General features: G+C 73.6%; 16 protein-coding genes and 2 pseudogenes. 9 read left to right on the forward strand and 9 right to left on the reverse strand.

From position 1 onward, the window contains the following. Positions 1 to 111: 111 nt before the first annotated feature. Together IE257_RS37885 and IE257_RS05355 are read right to left on the reverse strand one after the other, a co-directional pair. The gene (locus IE257_RS37885) at positions 112 to 1,056 is read right to left on the reverse strand and encodes a YncE family protein (protein WP_229920140.1); all 945 of its coding nucleotides are present in this window, start codon (positions 1,054 to 1,056) and stop codon (positions 112 to 114) included. Positions 1,057 to 1,220: 164 nt separating this feature from the next. Beyond that, positions 1,221 to 1,754: a GNAT family N-acetyltransferase gene (locus tag IE257_RS05355; RefSeq protein ID WP_189965211.1), complete on the reverse strand. Its 534-nt coding sequence runs from the start codon at positions 1,752 to 1,754 to the stop codon at positions 1,221 to 1,223. 149 nt (positions 1,755 to 1,903) lie between these two features. Here IE257_RS05355 and IE257_RS05360 point away from each other — a divergent pair, with 149 nt between their 5' ends. Continuing rightward, positions 1,904 to 3,202, forward strand: a complete 1,299-nt coding sequence (locus IE257_RS05360) for a sulfite oxidase (protein WP_189965213.1) — start codon at positions 1,904 to 1,906, stop codon at positions 3,200 to 3,202. Between the two features lie 87 nt (positions 3,203 to 3,289). Here the strand turns inward: IE257_RS05360 and IE257_RS05365 are convergent, their stop codons facing one another. Both IE257_RS05365 and IE257_RS05370 read right to left on the reverse strand, forming a co-directional pair. Beyond that, positions 3,290 to 4,468: an alpha/beta hydrolase family protein gene (locus IE257_RS05365; RefSeq protein WP_189965215.1), complete on the reverse strand. Its 1,179-nt coding sequence runs from the start codon at positions 4,466 to 4,468 to the stop codon at positions 3,290 to 3,292. Between the two features lie 90 nt (positions 4,469 to 4,558). Continuing rightward, positions 4,559 to 5,536: an isopenicillin N synthase family dioxygenase gene (locus tag IE257_RS05370; protein ID WP_189965217.1), complete on the reverse strand. Its 978-nt coding sequence runs from the start codon at positions 5,534 to 5,536 to the stop codon at positions 4,559 to 4,561. A 243-nt stretch (positions 5,537 to 5,779) separates the two neighbouring features. On the opposite strand from IE257_RS05370, the gene IE257_RS05375 reads away from it, so the two are divergent. Both IE257_RS05375 and IE257_RS05380 read left to right on the forward strand, forming a co-directional pair. Continuing rightward, positions 5,780 to 6,526, forward strand: a complete 747-nt coding sequence (locus IE257_RS05375; protein WP_189966172.1) for a VOC family protein — start codon at positions 5,780 to 5,782, stop codon at positions 6,524 to 6,526. Positions 6,527 to 6,648: 122 nt separating this feature from the next. Further along, the gene (locus tag IE257_RS05380; protein WP_189965219.1) at positions 6,649 to 6,837 is read left to right on the forward strand and encodes a DUF6381 family protein; all 189 of its coding nucleotides are present in this window, start codon (positions 6,649 to 6,651) and stop codon (positions 6,835 to 6,837) included. 123 nt (positions 6,838 to 6,960) lie between these two features. On the opposite strand, the gene IE257_RS05385 is transcribed toward IE257_RS05380, so the two are convergent. Continuing rightward, on the reverse strand, positions 6,961 to 8,325 hold the full coding sequence (locus tag IE257_RS05385) for a M64 family metallopeptidase (RefSeq protein WP_189965221.1): 1,365 nt from the start codon (positions 8,323 to 8,325) through the stop codon (positions 6,961 to 6,963). A gap of 138 nt (positions 8,326 to 8,463) precedes the next feature. Between IE257_RS05385 and IE257_RS05390 the strand changes: the two genes are divergently transcribed. After that, entirely contained in the window at positions 8,464 to 9,843 is a 1,380-nt protein-coding gene (locus IE257_RS05390) for a helix-turn-helix transcriptional regulator (protein ID WP_189965224.1), read from the forward strand. Here IE257_RS05390 and IE257_RS05395 read toward each other — a convergent pair. Continuing rightward, on the reverse strand, positions 9,806 to 11,353 hold the full coding sequence (locus IE257_RS05395; RefSeq protein ID WP_229920141.1) for an MFS transporter: 1,548 nt from the start codon (positions 11,351 to 11,353) through the stop codon (positions 9,806 to 9,808). The two genes, IE257_RS05390 and IE257_RS05395, sit on opposite strands and share 38 nt — an antisense overlap. 23 nt (positions 11,354 to 11,376) lie before the next feature. Continuing rightward, positions 11,377 to 11,958: a TetR/AcrR family transcriptional regulator gene (locus IE257_RS05400; protein WP_189965226.1), complete on the reverse strand. Its 582-nt coding sequence runs from the start codon at positions 11,956 to 11,958 to the stop codon at positions 11,377 to 11,379. 121 nt (positions 11,959 to 12,079) lie between these two features. Between IE257_RS05400 and rpmG the strand changes: the two genes are divergently transcribed. The 3 genes and pseudogenes from rpmG to IE257_RS05415 all read left to right on the forward strand — a co-directional run bounded on the left by rpmG (position 12,080) and on the right by IE257_RS05415 (position 13,553). Beyond that, the gene (gene rpmG, locus IE257_RS05405) at positions 12,080 to 12,244 is read left to right on the forward strand and encodes a 50S ribosomal protein L33 (protein ID WP_189965228.1); all 165 of its coding nucleotides are present in this window, start codon (positions 12,080 to 12,082) and stop codon (positions 12,242 to 12,244) included. Positions 12,245 to 12,288: 44 nt separating this feature from the next. Continuing rightward, positions 12,289 to 12,537 carry a type B 50S ribosomal protein L31 gene (locus IE257_RS05410; protein ID WP_189965230.1) on the forward strand — a complete coding sequence of 83 codons (249 nt, stop codon included), beginning with the start codon at positions 12,289 to 12,291 and terminating at the stop codon, positions 12,535 to 12,537. Next, positions 12,534 to 13,553, forward strand: a pseudogene (locus IE257_RS05415) (CobW family GTP-binding protein). The gene IE257_RS05410 and the pseudogene IE257_RS05415 overlap by 4 nt, the downstream one beginning before the upstream one ends. A 64-nt stretch (positions 13,554 to 13,617) precedes the next feature. On the opposite strand, the gene IE257_RS05420 reads toward IE257_RS05415, so the two are convergent. Beyond that, positions 13,618 to 13,863 (reverse strand): DUF6158 family protein, encoded by a 246-nt coding sequence (locus tag IE257_RS05420; protein WP_189965232.1) that lies wholly within the window; start codon positions 13,861 to 13,863, stop codon positions 13,618 to 13,620. 117 nt (positions 13,864 to 13,980) lie between these two features. Between IE257_RS05420 and IE257_RS05425 the strand changes: the two genes are divergently transcribed. Further along, positions 13,981 to 14,586: a TetR/AcrR family transcriptional regulator gene (locus IE257_RS05425; RefSeq protein WP_189965234.1), complete on the forward strand. Its 606-nt coding sequence runs from the start codon at positions 13,981 to 13,983 to the stop codon at positions 14,584 to 14,586. Further along, a pseudogene (locus tag IE257_RS05430) lies at positions 14,583 to 15,866 on the forward strand (MFS transporter); the annotation flags it as partial. The gene IE257_RS05425 and the pseudogene IE257_RS05430, both read left to right, overlap by 4 nt. Here the strand turns inward: IE257_RS05430 and IE257_RS05435 are convergent. Continuing rightward, complete coding sequence (locus IE257_RS05435; RefSeq protein ID WP_189965236.1) at positions 15,849 to 16,757, reverse strand: LysR family transcriptional regulator; 909 nt, start codon at positions 16,755 to 16,757, stop codon at positions 15,849 to 15,851. The pseudogene IE257_RS05430 and the gene IE257_RS05435 sit on opposite strands and share 18 nt — an antisense overlap. Between the last annotated feature and the right edge of the window lie 76 nt (positions 16,758 to 16,833).

A 16,833-nucleotide genomic window follows, 5' to 3' on the forward strand; every position in this document is an offset into this window, starting at 1 on the left:
CATGTCGGTGACCGGGCATCTCGCGGAACTCCGGTCAGAGCCTCGAACGTTCCCACCGACGCCGTCATGCTCCCGCCTCGTGCGGTCCTCACCGGCGCGGCACGACCGCGGTCAACCGGGCCGGCAACGGTGAGGGGTGGGAACGCGTGGCGATTCGGCTCGCGAAGCCGACGTACGGGCATACCCGACGAGCGCGCGCTCCTGGGTGCGGCTGCCGATCCTTGCCCACGGCCCGTCGGCCACCACCGGGTCGGTCCCCCGGCGGGGTGTGCCTGACCTGCACGGCAGCTCGGCCCCGTCGGCCCTCTCAGCGCTCGGGTGCAGCGGAGACGGCGATGCCCAGCGGCCTGGCGCCCGCCGCGAGGCGGCGGGTCGCTCCGCTGTCCAGGTCGACGACCGTGATGCCGTTCCAGTAGCCGCCACGACGGTGACATCGAAGGAGTCGTGGCCGGTGACGTAGACCTCGGCGCCGTCCCGCGACACGTCCACGTCGAAGGGTCTGCGGCCCACCGGCACCACGGCGGTGACCTCGCGCCGCGCCGTGTCGAGGACCTCAAGGACGCCGGTGGTGCCGGGCACGTTGACCCCGACGTAGGCGTGCGCGCCGTCGGGCGAGAGGGTGCCCATGCCGCCGACGCGGTACTCGCCGTCGGTGACGGGGCCGGTGCCCGTTCGGTGCGGGATCAGGGCCACCCGTACCCGGGTGCGGGTGTCGACGACGGCGACACCCTCGGCGGTGGCCACCCAGGCACGGCCGTCCGCGCCCACGGCCAGTCCGTACGGGGCCCTGCCCACGGCGACCGAGGCGACGGCGCCGTGCCGGGGGTCCACGAACGTCACGGTGTCGGCCCCGAAGTCGGCGGTCAGGAGCAGCCCCTGCGGGGTGGGCGCGGTGGCGGGCAACGGGTCGGCGGCGGAGGGCGCCGGAGCCGGCGGCGCGGACGCCGCGTTCGGACTGCAGGCGCCGAGCAGCAGGACCGCGGCGAGCGCCGTGCCCACGGCCGCCGCGTCGCCGCGGCGGGCCCCGTCGAGGAGGAGTCGGTCGTGCGCGTTCATGGTGTCCCTCTCGGCTCCGGGCGGGGAGGGCCGGGTACGTCCTCCCGCTCCGCCGTCCATGCTCGCCGCGCCGGAGCCCCCGGCGGGTCCGACCGGCGGACGGAGCGTGCGGGCGGTCCGGAGGACACCGGGGTCGACCGATCGGCTGATGCGGGACGGCTCGATCAGGCCTCGTACTCGGTGAGGTCGATGCCGTGGACCCGCACGGAGGTCCCGTACCGGGGGTCGGTGGTGTCGCGTTCCATCACCATGCCCAGTTTGCGGATCACGTTCTCGGAATCGGTGTTGCTCATCCGGTTGATCGCGACGACCCGGTCCAGGCCGCGGTCCTGGAGCGCGAACTCCAAGGTGGCGTGGGCGGCCTCGGAGGCATAGCCCTGGCCCCAGTACTGGCGGCCGAGGCGCCAGCTGATCTGCACGTCCGCCCGGGCGTCCGGCAGGTTCTCCAGGACCGAGAGGCCGACGGCGCCGATGAGCTCGCCGGAGCCGAGCAGCTCGACGGCGAAGAGCCCGAAGCCCTCGTCGTCCCACTCCTCCTCCCAGCGCTCGATCTCCTCGGCCGTCTCGTCCAGGCCGAGGGTGGAGCCCTCGCCGATCCAGCGCATCACCTCCGGGTCGGCGTTGATCTCCGACAGGGGGACGAGGTCGTCGTCGGTCCAGCGGCGGAGGAGGAGTCGGGGGGTACGGATCTCGGTCATGCCCACATCCTGCCGAAATTCCGCCGACCAGCGGTAATCGGCCGTTGCGGTGGTGTTGCGGGTTCGTGGCAGGCACCGCGGGAAGGTTCCCGCGGCTCGCCGCGGACCTCTACGGTCCGTGGGAACCGCGACCAAGGAGTGCTCCTGCCATGTCCTTCGATCTGTCGGACGAGAACCGGTACGACCGCACGCGCCTGCGGCAGTGGGCGCGCGGCCGCGCCCGCTCCGCCGGGGTGGACCGCCGTGACCTGCTGAGGCTGTTCGCGGTGGGCGCCGCCGCCGGATCGCTGGGCGTGGCGGCCGGCGGCGCCTCGGCCTCGGCGGCGCCGACCGCGGCGGGCGCGCCGGGCGTACCCCTCGCCGACCCGGTACCCCGTACGGTCAAGGCGCTGCCGCCCGAGCTGTTCACCCTTCGCGGTACGAACGCGGAGACGAACTTCGCGGCGCTGCGCGGCACGGGCCCGCTCACCCCGATCGACCGGTTCTTCGTCCGCAACCACACCTCGACCCCGCGGATCGACGCCCGCGGGTGGCGGCTGAAGGTGTGGGGCGACGGGCTCGCGGGCGGCCCGCTGGAGCTGTCGTACGAGCGGCTGCGCGCCCTGCGTCCGGTGGAGCGGACGCTGTTCATCGAGTGCGCGGGCAACGGCCGGAGCTTCTACACCGCACAGCAGGGTCAGCCGGTCACCGGCACCGCGTGGACCCTGGGCGCGATCGGCGTCGCACGCTGGCGCGGCGCACGGCTGTCGGACGTCCTGCGCCTGGCGGGCGTGACCCGCGGCGCCGTGGACGTGCTGCCGAGCGGGCTGGACGACGAGGTGGTGGCGAACGGTGTGAACCTGGGCCGGGTGCGGCGCCCGCTGCCGGTCGCCAAGGCGCTGGACGACGTACTGCTGGCCTACGAGATGAACGGGCAGCCGCTGCCGCCGGACCACGGCGGGCCGGTCCGCCTGGTCGTACCGGACTGGGTCGGGATCTCCTCGATCAAGTGGGTCGGGGACATCGAGGTGAGCGACGAGCCGCTGTACTCCCCGTGGAACACCGACATGTACCGGCTGTTCGGGCCCGAGCATCCGGCGCAGGGCGGTGAGCCGCTGACCCGGCAGACCCTCAAGAGCGCCTTCGAGCTGGAGCTGGGTGCCACCGTCCCGGTGGACCGGACCCGGCTGCTGACCGGCCGTTCCTGGTCGGGAGCGGCCCCGGTCACCCGGATCGACGTCAGCACGGACGGCGGCGGCCACTGGCGGCGCGCCCGGCTGCACGACACTCCGCGCCGGGGCGGCTGGGTGCGCTGGTCGGTGCCGTGGACCCCCCGGGCCAGGGGTGCGACGTCGCTGCTGGCGCGGGCGACCGACGCGACCGGGCGGACGCAGCCCGATCGGTCGGTCCACAACACGCAGGGCTACCTCTTCGACGCGGTGGTCCGCCATCCGGTGACGGTGGTCTGACCGGGGCCGGGGCCGGCGACCGGGGCCGGGGCAGGGCAGGAGCCGGGCCGGCGACCGGGCCCCGGGCCCGGGGTGGGGCCTTCGCGCTCAGGGGGCGTGGAAGGCGACCTCGGGAGCGTCCGGGGAGGGGCCGTCGAGCACGGGCTGCGGGCGGCCGCCCAGGTGCTGGTCGAAGAAGGCCGCGACGTAGCGCCGGGTCAGTTCGACGGAGCGGGCGCCGGGCAGTGGAGCCTCCTCGTCGGGCAGGCCCAGCTGTTCGCCGATCGCCGGGAAGTCGGTGAAGGTGAAGTGGCCCGAGTCGGCGAAGGTGATCCAGCGCTTCCAGCCGTCGAGCAGCGGCCAGTCGCGGTCCCAGCTCGCGTTGCCGCCGGGACCGCGCTGCTGCGCGCCGAGCAGCATGAAGGGGCGTCCGCCGAGTCCGGCCGCGGGGACCGGTGTGGAGAATCCGCCGTCCATGTTAATCCCGGCGCGGATCCTCGGGTCGGCGGCCATCGCGGCCGCGGCCGCGGAACCGCCGATGGAGTGACCGGCCATCGCGATGCGGCCCTTGTCGATGATTCCGGCATGGCGCCACACGGGGTTGCGTCCGGTGAGGCGGTCCAGGAGGAAGGAAACGTCGCGGGCCCGAGTGTCGCCGACGGTCCGGTAGCCCGCCTCGTCCTGGACCTTCTCGCAGGCCAGGCACGTGAGCACGCGTCCGCCGGGGAAGGCGGTCCCCACGCTCTCGTACGCGTGGTCCACGGAGGCGACGACGTAGCCGCGGGAGGCGAGGTCCTCGGCGAGCGCGGTGAGCGTGGACCGGTGGACGGTGAAGCCCGGGGAGAGCACGATCAGCGGGTACCGGCCGGCGACGGGGCGGGCGCCCGTCCGGTCGTGGTTCAGTGTGCCGGTCAGGGTCTCGACCGGGATCACCTGGTCCAGCCCCCGGTCGACCAGCAGCAGCCGGGCCTCCTCGGGGGTGAGGTAGCGGGTGGTCCGGCCGCTGTCGTGGCGCGCCGGGTAGCGCATGCTGACCATCAGCTCGCGCGGCCCGGATCCGGCCCAGGGGTCGGTGCGGCTGCGGTCCACCAGGTGCAGGTCCTCCCGGCCGACGCCGAAACGGCCGGTGGGGCGCGGAAGTTCCACCGTGGTGCGGCGGTTGCCGGTCGCCGCCGTCCCGGCGCTGACGGAGGTGTCCGCGGCGAACGAGGCCGCAGCGGTGGCGAGCGGGAGGGGCAGGAGGATCGCGGCCAGGGTCAGGGCGGCAGTGGTTCTGCGGATCTTCATGAACTTCACGCTATGCATGCGCCTCTGGCGGATCGTCAGCCTAAGAGGCGGATCCGCCGTCAGCCCCCGGTGTGAGGCGAGGGCGCCGGGTCACTCCTGAGTCGTAGGCACACTGATGGCGTCGAGCTTGGCCCGCAGATAGGTGTGCGAGTCGACGGGTTCGTGCACGATCCGGCCGACCGGGGCGGGCAGCGACTCCACCCGGGTGTGCGGGTCGCATTCGTAGAAGTAGACGAGGGAGATCAGTTCCTCGGACGGGGTGTCGGCGGGCGGTGGCAGTACGCGGTGGCGGCCCGCGCGCCAGCGGTCTCCGGTCCAGCGGGCCATCAGGTCGCCGATGTTGACGGTGAGCGCCGCAGGGTCGTAGGGCGCGTCCTGCCAGCCGTCCGCGTCGGTGTGGATCTGGAGCCCGCCCGCGCCCGGCTGCCGGTCCAGGACCGTGACGGTGCCGAAGTCCGTGTGGGCCCCGATGCGGAACTGGCCGGGCAGCGGAGCGCCGACGACCTCGGTGCCCGGGTACCAGTTGAGGTTGAACCCCCAGGTGGGGTGTGAGGTGTGGCGGGTGAAGTGGTCTTCGGCCAGGCCCAGGGCGACGGCGAGGAGTTCCAGCAGTTCGTCGGAGAGGGACCTCATCCGGCGCAGGTACTCCGTCACCAGCGGGCGGAGCTGTGGCGCTTCGGCCGGCCACACGTTGGGCACGAACCATTCGGCGTCCACGGAGGGGATTCCGGTGGGGTCCTCGGCGGCGAAGGACCAGGACTCCTTGAGGTCGGGCGGCGAGGCCGCCCCCTCCGCGTAGCTGTTGGCCTCCGCCCCGGGGCCGAGCCAGCCGCGGCCGCCGACCCGGACGGCGTACGGGGCTTTCGCGCTCGCGGGCAGCCGGAAGAACCGGCCCGCCGCCTCGCGGATCCGCGCGGGCAGTGCGGGGTCCACGCCGTGCCCGGCCACCAGCAGGAAGCCGGCCGCGCGCAGGGCCTCGTCGACGCGGGCGGCCGTACGGGCGCGGGCCTCGGGCCCGCCGGACCGCCACGGTCCGAGGTCGATCACGGGAATCTGGGACGGGGCCATGGAGACCTGCCTTCCGGGGCTGCGGGCGCGTCCGGGACCGAGGCTATCGCCGCGCGCCGCCGGAGGGGATCGCCACGGAGCGTGATTCTCGGAGACCTTCTGTGCGCATTTGCCGCCGTGGATCGCGAGGATCGTCACAAGAAGCACCAGAATGGGAGGAGCAGTGGCGGCTCACCAGGGACGGAGCGAACGGTGGAGATTTCGACGAAGGAAGTCTTCGGGGCCCCGTGCTGGGTGAGCCTGATGACGCGCGACCTCGGCACGGCCCAGCATTTTTACGGTGCGGTCGTGGGCTGGAAGTTCCGCCCGACCCGTCTCGGCGAGGCGTTCTCGGTGGCGTTCCAGGGCCGGGTGCCGGTCGCGGGCATCGGGGCGCTGGCCGCGGACCTGGGGGTCGCCGCGGCATGGACCCCCTACTTCGCCGTCGACGACGCCGATGTGGCGGTGGACCGGATCCGGGAGCGGACGGGCACGATCGCGGTCGGCCCGGTCTCCTTCGCGTCCGGCGGCCGCGCCGCGCTGGTCGCCGACCCGGACGGCGCCGTCTTCGGGATCTGGGAGGGCAATGTGGAGGCGGACTGGCGGGTGGGCCGGGGCCCCTCGCCCGCCTGGCTGGAACTGCGCACCAGAAACGCCTTCGACGCGGCGATCTTCTACGGCGCGGTGCTGGAGTGGGCCACCGGCCGCGCCGGCTGCTGCGAGGTCTCGTACGAGGAGGACCAGGTCGTACTGCGGCAGGACGGTGAACCCGTCGCCCGCCTGAACAGCGGACCCGTGGAGATCGCCGCGTACTCCCCGCACACCAGGCCCCGCTGGCACGTCCACTTCCGCGTGCCGAAGCTCCGGCCGGCGGTGGAGGCCGCCCTCTCGCTGGGCGGGAGGCCCGTCTCGGACGTCATCTCCAACGCGACGGAGCGGTGGGTGACGCTCCGGGACCCGGACGGGGCCCTGTTCACCCTCACCACGGCGCTCGCGTCGGACCCGGACTGACCGGCCGGCCCCCCGCGTCGTCCGCGGGGGCGGCCTCACCCTCGGTGACGCTTCGAGATGCGGGCGCACGGCAGTCCTGGTTCGCTGAATCCGCCCGCTCTCCCCAGATCCAAGGAGCGATCATGAGCGTTTCAGGCGAGTCCCGTGGCCGGTCCCAGCAGATGCGCGCCAAGGCCCAGGAGCTGAATGCCGCGGCCGAGCGTTCGACCGACCCGGAGGAGCGCCGTCGGCTGAAGGAGAAGGCCCGCCGCCTCCAGGAGCAGAGCGAGCAGGAGGGCCGTATGGACGACCGGGGCATGGACCCGATGTAGTCCGTACGCCTACGCCTCTCCTCCCCCACCGCATCGGCCGGTGCCCGCTGCGATGGCCATCGCAGCGGGCACCGGCCGATGCGCGGTCACGGTGCCGGGGCCGGTGCCGGGGCCGGACACCCGCTAGAGCCGGACGTTCCAGTCGACCGTGGAGCGCAGGGTGCGGACGACCTTCGGGTCGCGTACCGACGGGGTGCGGTCCTCGGCCGTGACCGACAGGCGGTGCGTGCGGAGGTCGAAGAGCCACAGCTCCGCCACCGACACCTCGGTGCGGCCCTGGAATCGCTTCAGCTCCCGGCCGTCGAGGTACCAGCGGACGACGAGTTGGCGGCCGTCCGCACCGGCCAGCCTCGGTACGGACGCCTTCGCCGTGTGGCGCAGTCGCAGGGTGCGGTCGGTCGGGGTGAGCGGGGTGACGATCCGTGCGTGCTGGTAGAAGCCGCCGATCATCGACTCGACCCCGGGCAGGTTGAAGGGCTTGCCGAGAACCCGCATGAGCGAGTTGTCGGTGGGCCGGTTCAGCCCGGTCACGAAGTAGTTGCCGCCCTCGTACGCGCCGACCGTGCCGCCGTCCGGTGATTCCTCGCCGAGCCAGCGGTACCACTTGGCCCGCTGCGCGGCCATCCGGTCGGCGGACAGGACCGAGCTGTTGGATTCGGCGGGCTCGGGGCCCGTGTACTTCTCGTAATCCGGCACGCCCGGGTAGAAGTATTCGTCGGCGAGTTTGCCGAGGGAGTGGCCGGTCTCGTGGATGGCGACCTGGCCGGACTTCGGGTGGCCCGCGGAGGCCGTCGATATGCCCTCGTAACCGAGGGTGGCGCTGGGCTCGTTGTAGCCCGCTCCGCCGTACTTGGCGCTGTTGGAGAGGACGATGACGAGGTCCGCGGCGGGCGCCTTGGACACGTACGCGTCGACCTTGGGCTGGTCGATGCAGAGCAGCCGCTCGATGTTCTCGCACCAGAAGTACGAGCCGAGCGCGGTGTCGCGGACGGCGGCCGGGTCGGGGTCGCCGGAGACTCCGGATTCCCGAGAGACCGCGTCCACCGTCCAGACGTTGAAGAGGTTCCGGTAGGTGGTGTACGGCTCGACGGCGGTGACCTCGGCCCACTTCTGCTCGGCGTCGGTGTGGAACCGCCCCAGCTCGGCGGCGGTGTATCCGTCTCCGATGACCACGACGTCGAGGCGGTCGGCGGTGGAGCCGTTGTCGATCATCTTGGTGACTTCGCCGTCGGCCTGCCGCTCGGCCGGTGAGAGCCGGCCAGAGGCCTTGGCGGGGCTGCCGGCGGCCGGTACGCGGGCGTGGCCCGATCCGGCGGCGCCGCCGTGCTCCGGCCCCGGTATCTCGACCTCGACCCGGGACCCCGCGGTGTCGGCGGCGGCATCGGCGGCGCCCACGGGGCCGGCGGCCACCAGCGCGGTGGTCGCGCAGAGCGCCGCGAGGGCGCCGCGCCACACCGAACGTCCGGCCGCACGTCTGACTGGATCCATGAAGTCCTCCCCGGGGAACGGAAGTTAAGCAGTTTGTTAAGTCGAGTGAATCGGTTGCTTAAACTAGGTGGCGCGCGAGAGGTGCGCAATGCCTGCTCCCCCTGAATACTGGGGAGTTCGAGCAACCAGGGGGATTCCATGGACGAACCAGCACGGATCGGTCGCAGGGTTCAGCGCATGCGCAGTGAACTCGGTCTGACTCAGCGGCAGTTGGCGGAGCCCTCCTACACCTCGGCCTATATCTCCACGCTGGAGTCGGGCAAGGTCCGGCCGTCCGAGACCGCCCTGCGCTTTCTCGCCGCCCGCCTGGGCACCTCGTACGAGGAGCTGACCACCGGCCGCCCCGCCCACCTGGCGACCGAGCTGCGGCTCGCCCTCACCGACGCCCAGCAGACGCTGGCCACCGGCGCGGCCGACGAGGCCGCGGTGCGCTACCGGCGGCTGCTCTCCGAGGCGGAGCAGCTGGGACTGGTGCGCGAGCAGGCGGAGGCGCGGCTCGGCCTCGGGGACTGCGCGCTGGAGTCCGGGGAACTGCCTGACGCCATCGGGCATTTCGAGGCGGCCGAGCGCCTCCTGGCGGACGAGCCGCTGCCCCGCCGGGCCCGGCCGATCCGCGGCCGCGCCATCGCGCACCTGCTCGCCGGTGAGCTGCGCTACGCCTGCTACCTGCTCGAATCCACCATCGACGAGCTGGGCGCGAGCGGACTGTCCGACCCCGAGGCGCTGGTGCTGCTCAATGCCGCGATCATCGGGCCGTACCTCGACATGGGCGCCCACGCCCGGGCCGCCCGCGCCGCCGAGCTCGCGCTCGCACTGGCTCCGCAGGTCAGCGACCCGGCGCTGGTGGCCGGCATGCACCGGCAGGTGGCCCGGACCTTCCTCGCCGGGGGGCGGGTGGCCGAGGCCGACGCCTCCCTGGCCAAGGCCCAGGAGATCTACGGGCAGCTGCGACTGCGGACCGATCTGGCGCACTGCCACTGGATGCGCGGCTACGTCCAGGCACAGAACGGCGAACTCGCTTCAGCCGAACGCGAGTTGAGGATGGCCCGGGACATGCTGTCGGCCCGCCGCGCCGGGCTCTACACGGCGCAGGTGGAGGTCGAGCTGGCCGACGTACTGCGCCAGCTCGGGCGGTACGAGGAGGCCGCCGGGCTGCTCTCGGCGCTGCTGGAGCTCGGGGACAGTCACGGCGCCGTGCACGCGGGCGGAGCACACCGGCTCCTCGGCCTGATGGCCGAGGAGCGCGGGGAGGCGGAGTCCGCCGAGGAGCACTACGTACAGGCGCTGGCGCTGCTGGAGCGCAGCGGGGCGACGGGCGATCTCGCGGACCTGTGCCGGCTGCTGGGCGACCTGCTGCGGCGCACGGGCCGGGTCGAGGCCGCCATGGACGCGTACCGCACGGGCCTGGGGCACCGGGCGGCGCCCGGCACCACCACGCTGGGCCCGGCGCCCGCCGCGCCGGCGCTGCGGCCCGCCCGGGTCAGTGGTTCTCGGTGGGTCGCAGGTCCCGCGGAATGAGGGTCCAGGTCGTGGCCGCCGCGGCGACCGCGAGTACGCCGGCCAGCAGGAACGCCGGAGTGATCGCCAGGGTGTAGGCGTGCGAGGCCGTGTCGAGCAGCGCCTGGCCCACGGCGCCGCCGAGGCGTTCTGCGGTGTGCGCGGCCTCACCGACGGAATCCCGTACGGCTGCGGCGCTCGGGCCGTCCAGCTCCAGGGCGGGCAGGTTGCCCCGGTAGAGCACGGCCGCGGTGGAACCGAGGACGGCGACGCCCATGGCCGAACCGAGTTCGTAGCAGGTCTCCTCGATGGCCGCGGCGCTGGAGACCTCGGCCGCGGGTGCGGCGGAGACCAGCGTCACCGAGGCCACGGTGGTGGCGAGACCGGCACCGAGGCCCATCACGGTCAGGGCGGCCGCGAAGGCCGGGTAGCCGAGGTCGGTGAACTGCTGGAAGGTCCAGGGCAGCGCCATGCCGACGGCCAGGACGACCAGCCCGGCGCCGAGCACGTGGCGGATCGCGAAGCGCTGCATCAGCGAGGGCGCCACCATCGAGGCGGCGATCAGCGCGAGCGGGGCCGGCAGCAGGCGCACTCCGGCCTCCAGGGGCGTGTAGCCCTCGCCGTACTGGAACCACTGGGTCACCAGGAACAGGATCGCGCCCATCCCCACCATCGGCAGGAAGATCGCGGTGGCGGCGACGCTGAACGCAGGCTTGGCGAACAGCCGTACCTGCAGCAGCGGGTTGTCCAGGCGCAGCTGGCGGCGTACGAAGACGGTCAGCGCGACCGCGGCGAGCAGGAGCAGGGCCCAGGGCATCGGGTCGGCCACGCCGCTCTTGCCGAGCTGCTTGATTCCGCCGGCGAGGGCGAGCATGCCGACGATCGACTGGCCGACGCCCGACCAGTCCCAGCGGCCGGTGCTGCGGGGGGAGCGTGATTCGGGCAGGTAGCGCAGGCCTGCCGCGACGATGACGGCGGCGACGGGCAGGTTGAGGAGGAAGGCGGAGTGCCAGCCGTAGTCCTGGACGAGCAGCCCGCCGACGACCGGCCCGAAGGCCATGCCGCCGCCGAAGACGGCTGCCCAGACGGCGAGCGCGAAGGCGCGCTCCTTGGCGTCGGTGAAGACGGTCCGCAGGATCGAGACGGTGGACGGCATGATGGCCGCGCCGCCGACGCCGAGCAGGGCACGGGCCGCGATCACGTGCCAGGCCTCGGTGGAGAACACGGCTATGAGCGAGGCGAGCGAGAAGATGCCGAAGCCCGCCATGAGCAGCCGCTTGCGCCCCCAGCGGTCGCCGAGCGCACCCGCGGTGACGAGCAGTCCGGACAGGGCGAGCGCGTAGACGTCGATGATCCACAGCTGCTGTACGGCGCCCGGCCGGAGGTCACCGACCAGCGAGGGGAAGGCCACGTTGAGGATCGTGGTGTCCATGGAGATGAGCAGGAGGCTGCCGGAGAGGATCGCCAGGACGATCCACCTGCGGGGGTCCAGCGCGGGGGTGTGCATGAAGTTCCGTTCAGAGGTGCGCACGGCGCGCACGGCGGCGGGGTGTTTCAGGGCGCGGGAGCGCCGGCGGGGGGCTGCGCGACCGGCCGCGTCCCGCTGAGGAAGGAGGTCAGGACCAAGTGGCCGATCTGGCGGGGGGCGAGGTGCCCGTCGCGCACGCCCTCGGCGGCCGCGTCGAGCAGGCCCCAGAGCGAGTACCAGATCCAGTACGGCGGCAGGTCGGCGCGCAGTCGCCCCAGCCGCTGGCCGAGGGCGAGGAAGGCCAGGGCCCGCTGGTCCTGCCGGTCGACACCGGCCCGGAATTCCGGGTCCGCGAGGACGGTGGCGTCCCGCGAGGTGAAGCCGTAGAGGTGCGCGGCGGGCATCAGCGCGATGACCAGTTCCTCCAGAGCGGCGTCGAAGGCGGCCGCGTCGGCGCTCTGCGCGAGGTCGAGCGGGGCCAGGCACCCGTCGACCACCTCGATCGCCCGGACGGCGACGGCCTTGAGCAGGGCCTCACGGGTCGCGTAGCGGCGGCTCAGGGTGGCGCGGCTGGTACCGATGCCTGCGGCGATCTGCACCATCGAGGCGCTGTGATCGCCGGCGAGGACGCGGGCGGCGCCGTCCAGCAGTTCTTCTTCGTTCACCACGACTGAGCCTCCTTCGCGTCGAACGATACAAGATTGTCTCATGCGAGGCAAAGACTGCTCCCGTAAGGCCCCACGCCCTCGCCGTTATCGAAAATGGGATTCATTTCCGTATACTGCTCGCATGGCACGCAACGAAGTACGCCCGATCGTCAAGCTCCGCTCCACCGCGGGTACCGGCTACACCTACGTGACCCGCAAGAACCGGCGCAACGACCCCGACCGCATCGTGCTGCGCAAGTTCGACCCGGTCGTCCGCCGGCACGTCGACTTCCGCGAAGAGCGCTGACCCACCCCCGACACCTCTCCCCCCTCCCCCGCAAGGAGCGCACCGTGAAGCCCGGAATCCACCCCGCCTACGGCCCCGTCGTCTTCCGCGACAAGGCCGCCGACTTCGCCTTCCTCACCCGGTCGACCGCGACCGGCGACAGGACCGTCGAGTGGGAGGACGGCCGCACCTACCCCGTCATCGACGTCGAGATCTCCTCGCAGAGCCATCCCTTCCACACCGGCACCGCCCGCGTCATGGACACCGCCGGCCGCGTCGAGCGCTTCCGGCGCCGCTACGGGAGCCAGGCGTGACCCTGCGCGTCGTCATCGTCGGCGGGCTCCACGGCGAAGCCCGCCGCAGCGCGGTGCGGGATCTGCTGACCGCCGTGCCCCGCAGTGTCGCCCTGCACCACGACCTGGCCACGGCGGCCGAGGGGACCGTACGGCGCCTGGTGCACGACGCCTCGGGCGAGCTGTCCCGGGGCGAGGCCCCGCTGGTGGGCGACTGCGCGTGCTGCGCGCTGCGCGAGGATCTCCTCCCGGAACTGTGGCGGCTCGCCTCGGACGGGCGGACCCGGCTCGCCGTCGTCGAGCTGTGGGACTCCGTCGACCCGCGCGCCATGGCCGAGGTCGTGACCGGGCACGGCGGTGAGGCACTGGCCCTCACGAACGTGATCACCGCAGTCGACCCCGCCCTCGTCCTGCCGTACCTCGCCAACGGGGACGACCTGGCGGATGTGGGGCTCGCCGCGGCCCCCACCGCCCGGCGGGTGCACACCGGCTCCGGGGAACTGGCGCGGCTGGCCTTCGCCGGCTTCGACACCGAGGCAGCGGCCGCCGCCCAGCACCCGGCCTGCGCGCTGCTGCCCCAGGAGGCGGACGAGGCCGGCGTCGCCACGCTCGTCTGGCGCCGCCACCGCCCCTTCCACCCGGAGCGGCTCCACCAGGCCCTGGAGGACCTCGCGGCCGCAGCCACCCGCAGCCGCGGCCGTTTCTGGCTCGCCGACCGGCCCGACACCCTGCTGGCCTGGGACTGCGCGGGCGGCGCGCTGTGCGTGCAGAGCAACGGCCCGTGGCTCGCCTCGCTGCCGGACGCCGCGTGGGAGCTGGTGCCGCCCGTACGCAGGGCGGCCGCCGCCCTCGGCTGGCATCCCGAGCACGGGGACCGCTGCCAGCACCTGGTCTTCACCGCGCCGGACCTGGACCGCTAAGGCCTGGCCCGGCTCCTGGACGCATGCCTGCTGACCGACGCCGAGTTCGCCGCCGGCCGGCAGGCATGGAAACGCCTCCCGACCGCCTTCGACGCCTTCCTCGACCCCATCTCCTGACGGGTGGGGGTCGGTGGCCCGCGCCCGAGAATGCGTTCGGGCGACGGGGTCCGAGCCGCGTCGGTCAGTCGTCGCCCGTGGCGCGGGCGCGGGCGCCCGAGCGGGTGCGGCCCGGGGTCTGGGCCCGTTGGGGGTGGCGGCGGACGTACTCGTGCTCCAGCTCGTTCATCCGCTTCGTGTGAGTGACCAGGGCGTCGTCGGACCCGTGCAGCAGGGTCTCGTGGCGCGTGCGGTGAATGGCCTCCAGCTCCTTGAGCAGCCGGCCCTCCTCCAGTTTCCGCGCCGCCGGGCCGCCGTCGTGCTCCGTCATGGCACGTACACCTCCTCCACCGGGCCGCGGGGTCACACTCCCCATCATCCCCCGCAGCCCGGGGCGGGGCCTCCGGACGAAGTAGACACTGTCTACCCACCCTGGTAGACAGTGTCCATGGACCAGGAGAGACCGCTTCGGGAGCGGCTGATCGATGTGGGTGTCGAGCTCGTCATGAGCGAGGGCGCCGGTGCAGTCGGGCTGCGGGAGATCGCCCGCCGGGCGGGCGTCTCGCACGGGGCGCCGCGCCGGTACTTCCCCACCCACCAGTCCCTGCTGTCGGCGATCGCCCGGCGCGGGTTCGAGGATCTCGGCGAGCGCTTCGCGGCCGCGACGGCCGGCGCGCGGGAGTCCTCCCCGCGCGAGCGGGTGCGGGCGATCGGGCGCGCGTACGTCGGCTACGCGCTGCAGCATCCGGGCATGTTCGACCTGATGTTCCGCCACGACCTGCTGGACAGCACCGGCCAGCCTCCCTCCGAGAGGCCTCGGCTGCGGGAGTCGACGCTCTCGATGTTCGATCTGCTCGTCGCGCTCGTCTGCCGCTGCGGGGCCGCCGAACCCCGCGTCGCCGCCGCCGCGCTGTGGGCCAACCTGCACGGCGTGGCGCAGCTGTGGCGCTGGGGCAGTCTGCCGCTGGCGCTCGGCGGCGCCCCGCCCGCCGACGGCGTCGAACGTCTCGTCGACGCCGCCGTCGACGCGCACCTCGGTCCGGAGCCCGTATGAGGCAGCGGATCTCACTCCTCGTCAGCGTGGCGGGGGCCATGCTCGTCGCCCTGGACGGCACCGTGCTGACCGTGGCCCAGCCGAGCCTTCGGCGCGACCTCGGGGCCAGTGTGGCGCAGGTCCAGTGGACCAGTACCGCCTACCTGCTCGCGGTGGCCGCGTTCCTGGTCGTCGCCGGGCGGCTGGGCGACCGGTACGGGCACCCGCGGCTGCTCCTGGTCGGTGTGCTCGGCTTCGCCGCCGCCTCGGCCGGCATCGTGTACGCGCCCGGCGTGGGCTGGGTGATCGCCCTGCGCGGCGCACAAGGGGTGTTCGGTGCGCTGCTGCAGCCCGCGACGCTGGCGCTGCTGCGGCTCGCGTACCCGCCCGACCGACTCGCCACTGCGGTGGCCGTGCGGACGAGCGCGATCGGGGCGGCCGCGGCCGCCGGACCGCTGCTCGGTGGCCTCCTGGTGGCCCACTGGGACTGGCGGGCCGTGTTCGTGATCAATGTGCCGGCGGCTCTGGTGATCGCCGCGCTGACGCTCGCCGTGCGGGCCCCCGCGCCGCCGCGCGCGGAGCGCGGGCGGCTGGAGCTGGCCGGTGCGGCCCTGCTCGCCGCCTCCCTCGCGGTCTTCGTGCACGCGCTGGTCGGCGTGCCCGAGTACGGGTGGACCGCCGGGTCCACCGTCGTCGGGTTCGCAGCGGCCACCGGGCTCGCGGCCCTGTTCGTACGCCGCGAGCGGCGGGCCGCGCAGCCGTTCGTCCCGCACGCCGTGGCCCGGTCCACTGCGGTGACGGCCGCGATGGGGCTGCTGCTGGTCGTCTCCGCGGGCATGTTCGGGGCGCTGTTCACGGCCACGTTCCACCTCCAGGACGTCGAGGGGCTGGATCCGCTCGCCACCGGCGTGCGGGTGCTGCCGCTGACCGCGCTGATGGTCGTGGGGGCGCCGGTGGCGGGCCTGGCCCTGCGCCGGTTCGGGCCGCGCCTGACCGCGCTGGCCGGTACGGGGCTGGTCGTCGCGGGGATCGCCGGGCTGGGCTCCGCGTCCCCGGTGGCCTTCGGGGTGCTCGGCGCCGGGTTCACCACCGTCATGGTCACCGCCACCGGGGCGGTGGTGGGCGAGGCTCCCGCCGGGTACGCCGGAGTGGTCGGTGGGCTCAAGCAGACGGCCATGAACGTCGGCCCGGCCCTCGGGATCGCGGTCGCCGCGGGCTCCGGGCTGCACGGCTCGTCGCTGATGGCGCTGGCCGCGCTGGCCGCCGTAGGTCTGGTGGCGGCATCACTGCTGCCCGGCGGCACGCGCCCGGCAACTGCGGGCTACCTCGTCGGCGAAGACGAGGGCGGGCGGGGCCAGCGCGGCCCAACGGCGCACGGCCCAGCCGACCGCGAGGGGCGGCAGGGCGGGGATCGGCACGAGGCGCAGCGGGCCGTCGGAGCCGGGGACCTGCCAGCCGGGCAACGCGGGCACGACGGCGTGTCCGAGGCCTAGTTCGGCGAGCAGCAGGGCGGTGTCCCAGTCGGCCACGCTGGTGTCGGAGCTCACCCGGATGCCGGCTTCGGCGAGGGCGGCATCGAGGTGGGCACGGGAGGCGGAGTTCTCGGGCAGCCTGATGTGCCGGATGCCGGCGAGGTCTGCGGGGTCGAGGCGGGCTCGGGCGGCGAGGGGGTCGTCGGCGCCGACGGCGAGTACCCAGGGCAGTCGCATGACGGGGCGTTGCTCGATGCCGCGGACCGGGCCGCCGATGGTGATCCAGGCGAGGTCGAGGTCGTCGGCGGCGAGGGCGTCGAAGCAGCTGCGGCTGGAGTTCTCGGTCTGGAACTCCAGGCTCACCTCGGGGTGGCGGCGGCGGAAGGTGACGACTGCCTCGGACATGAAGTGCCGGACCGTCGTCGCACCGGTGGTGACGCGGACGGTGCCGCCGTCGCCCCGGACCAGGTCGTCCACGCGGCGCAGGGCGCCGTCGAGTCCGGCGATGCCGTCGGCGGCGGCTGCCTGGAGGATGCGGCCGGCCTCGGTGGGTACGACGCCACGGGCGTGGCGCTCCAGGAGGCCGGTGCCGGTCCGCTTCTCCAGGCGGCGTACGTGCTGGCTGACGGCCGATTGGGTGCAGCCGAGGTCGCGGGCCACGGCGCTGAGGCTGCCGGCGCGGCAGACGGCCACGAACACACGAAGATCATCGAGGGTCACGAGATCCAAGGTATCGCTTGGAGCCGGGGAGTAAATCCGAGGATTGACTTGGGTTTTGGATGGGATCAAGATCGAT

It is taken from the genome of Streptomyces avidinii (genome assembly GCF_014650695.1).
In the GTDB taxonomy this organism is placed as follows: domain Bacteria; phylum Actinomycetota; class Actinomycetes; order Streptomycetales; family Streptomycetaceae; genus Streptomyces; species Streptomyces avidinii.

Bases quoted from the DNA above. Each gene is read 5' to 3' on its own strand.
- IE257_RS37885 (WP_229920140.1), bottom strand. From the start codon at position 1,056: ATGAACGCGCACGACCGACTCCTCCTCGACGGGGCCCGCCGCGGCGAC.
- IE257_RS05370 (WP_189965217.1), bottom strand. From the start codon at position 5,536: ATGGCCCCGTCCCAGATTCCCGTGATCGACCTCGGACCGTGGCGGTCC.
- IE257_RS05365 (WP_189965215.1), bottom strand. From the start codon at position 4,468: ATGAAGATCCGCAGAACCACTGCCGCCCTGACCCTGGCCGCGATCCTC.
- IE257_RS05425 (WP_189965234.1), top strand. From the start codon at position 13,981: ATGGACCAGGAGAGACCGCTTCGGGAGCGGCTGATCGATGTGGGTGTC.
- IE257_RS05420 (WP_189965232.1), bottom strand. From the start codon at position 13,863: ATGACGGAGCACGACGGCGGCCCGGCGGCGCGGAAACTGGAGGAGGGC.
- IE257_RS05360 (WP_189965213.1), top strand. From the start codon at position 1,904: ATGTCCTTCGATCTGTCGGACGAGAACCGGTACGACCGCACGCGCCTG.
- IE257_RS05390 (WP_189965224.1), top strand. From the start codon at position 8,464: ATGGACGAACCAGCACGGATCGGTCGCAGGGTTCAGCGCATGCGCAGT.
- IE257_RS05355 (WP_189965211.1), bottom strand. From the start codon at position 1,754: ATGACCGAGATCCGTACCCCCCGACTCCTCCTCCGCCGCTGGACCGAC.
- IE257_RS05380 (WP_189965219.1), top strand. From the start codon at position 6,649: ATGAGCGTTTCAGGCGAGTCCCGTGGCCGGTCCCAGCAGATGCGCGCC.
- IE257_RS05375 (WP_189966172.1), top strand. From the start codon at position 5,780: ATGACGCGCGACCTCGGCACGGCCCAGCATTTTTACGGTGCGGTCGTG.
- rpmG (WP_189965228.1), top strand. From the start codon at position 12,080: ATGGCACGCAACGAAGTACGCCCGATCGTCAAGCTCCGCTCCACCGCG.
- IE257_RS05385 (WP_189965221.1), bottom strand. From the start codon at position 8,325: ATGGATCCAGTCAGACGTGCGGCCGGACGTTCGGTGTGGCGCGGCGCC.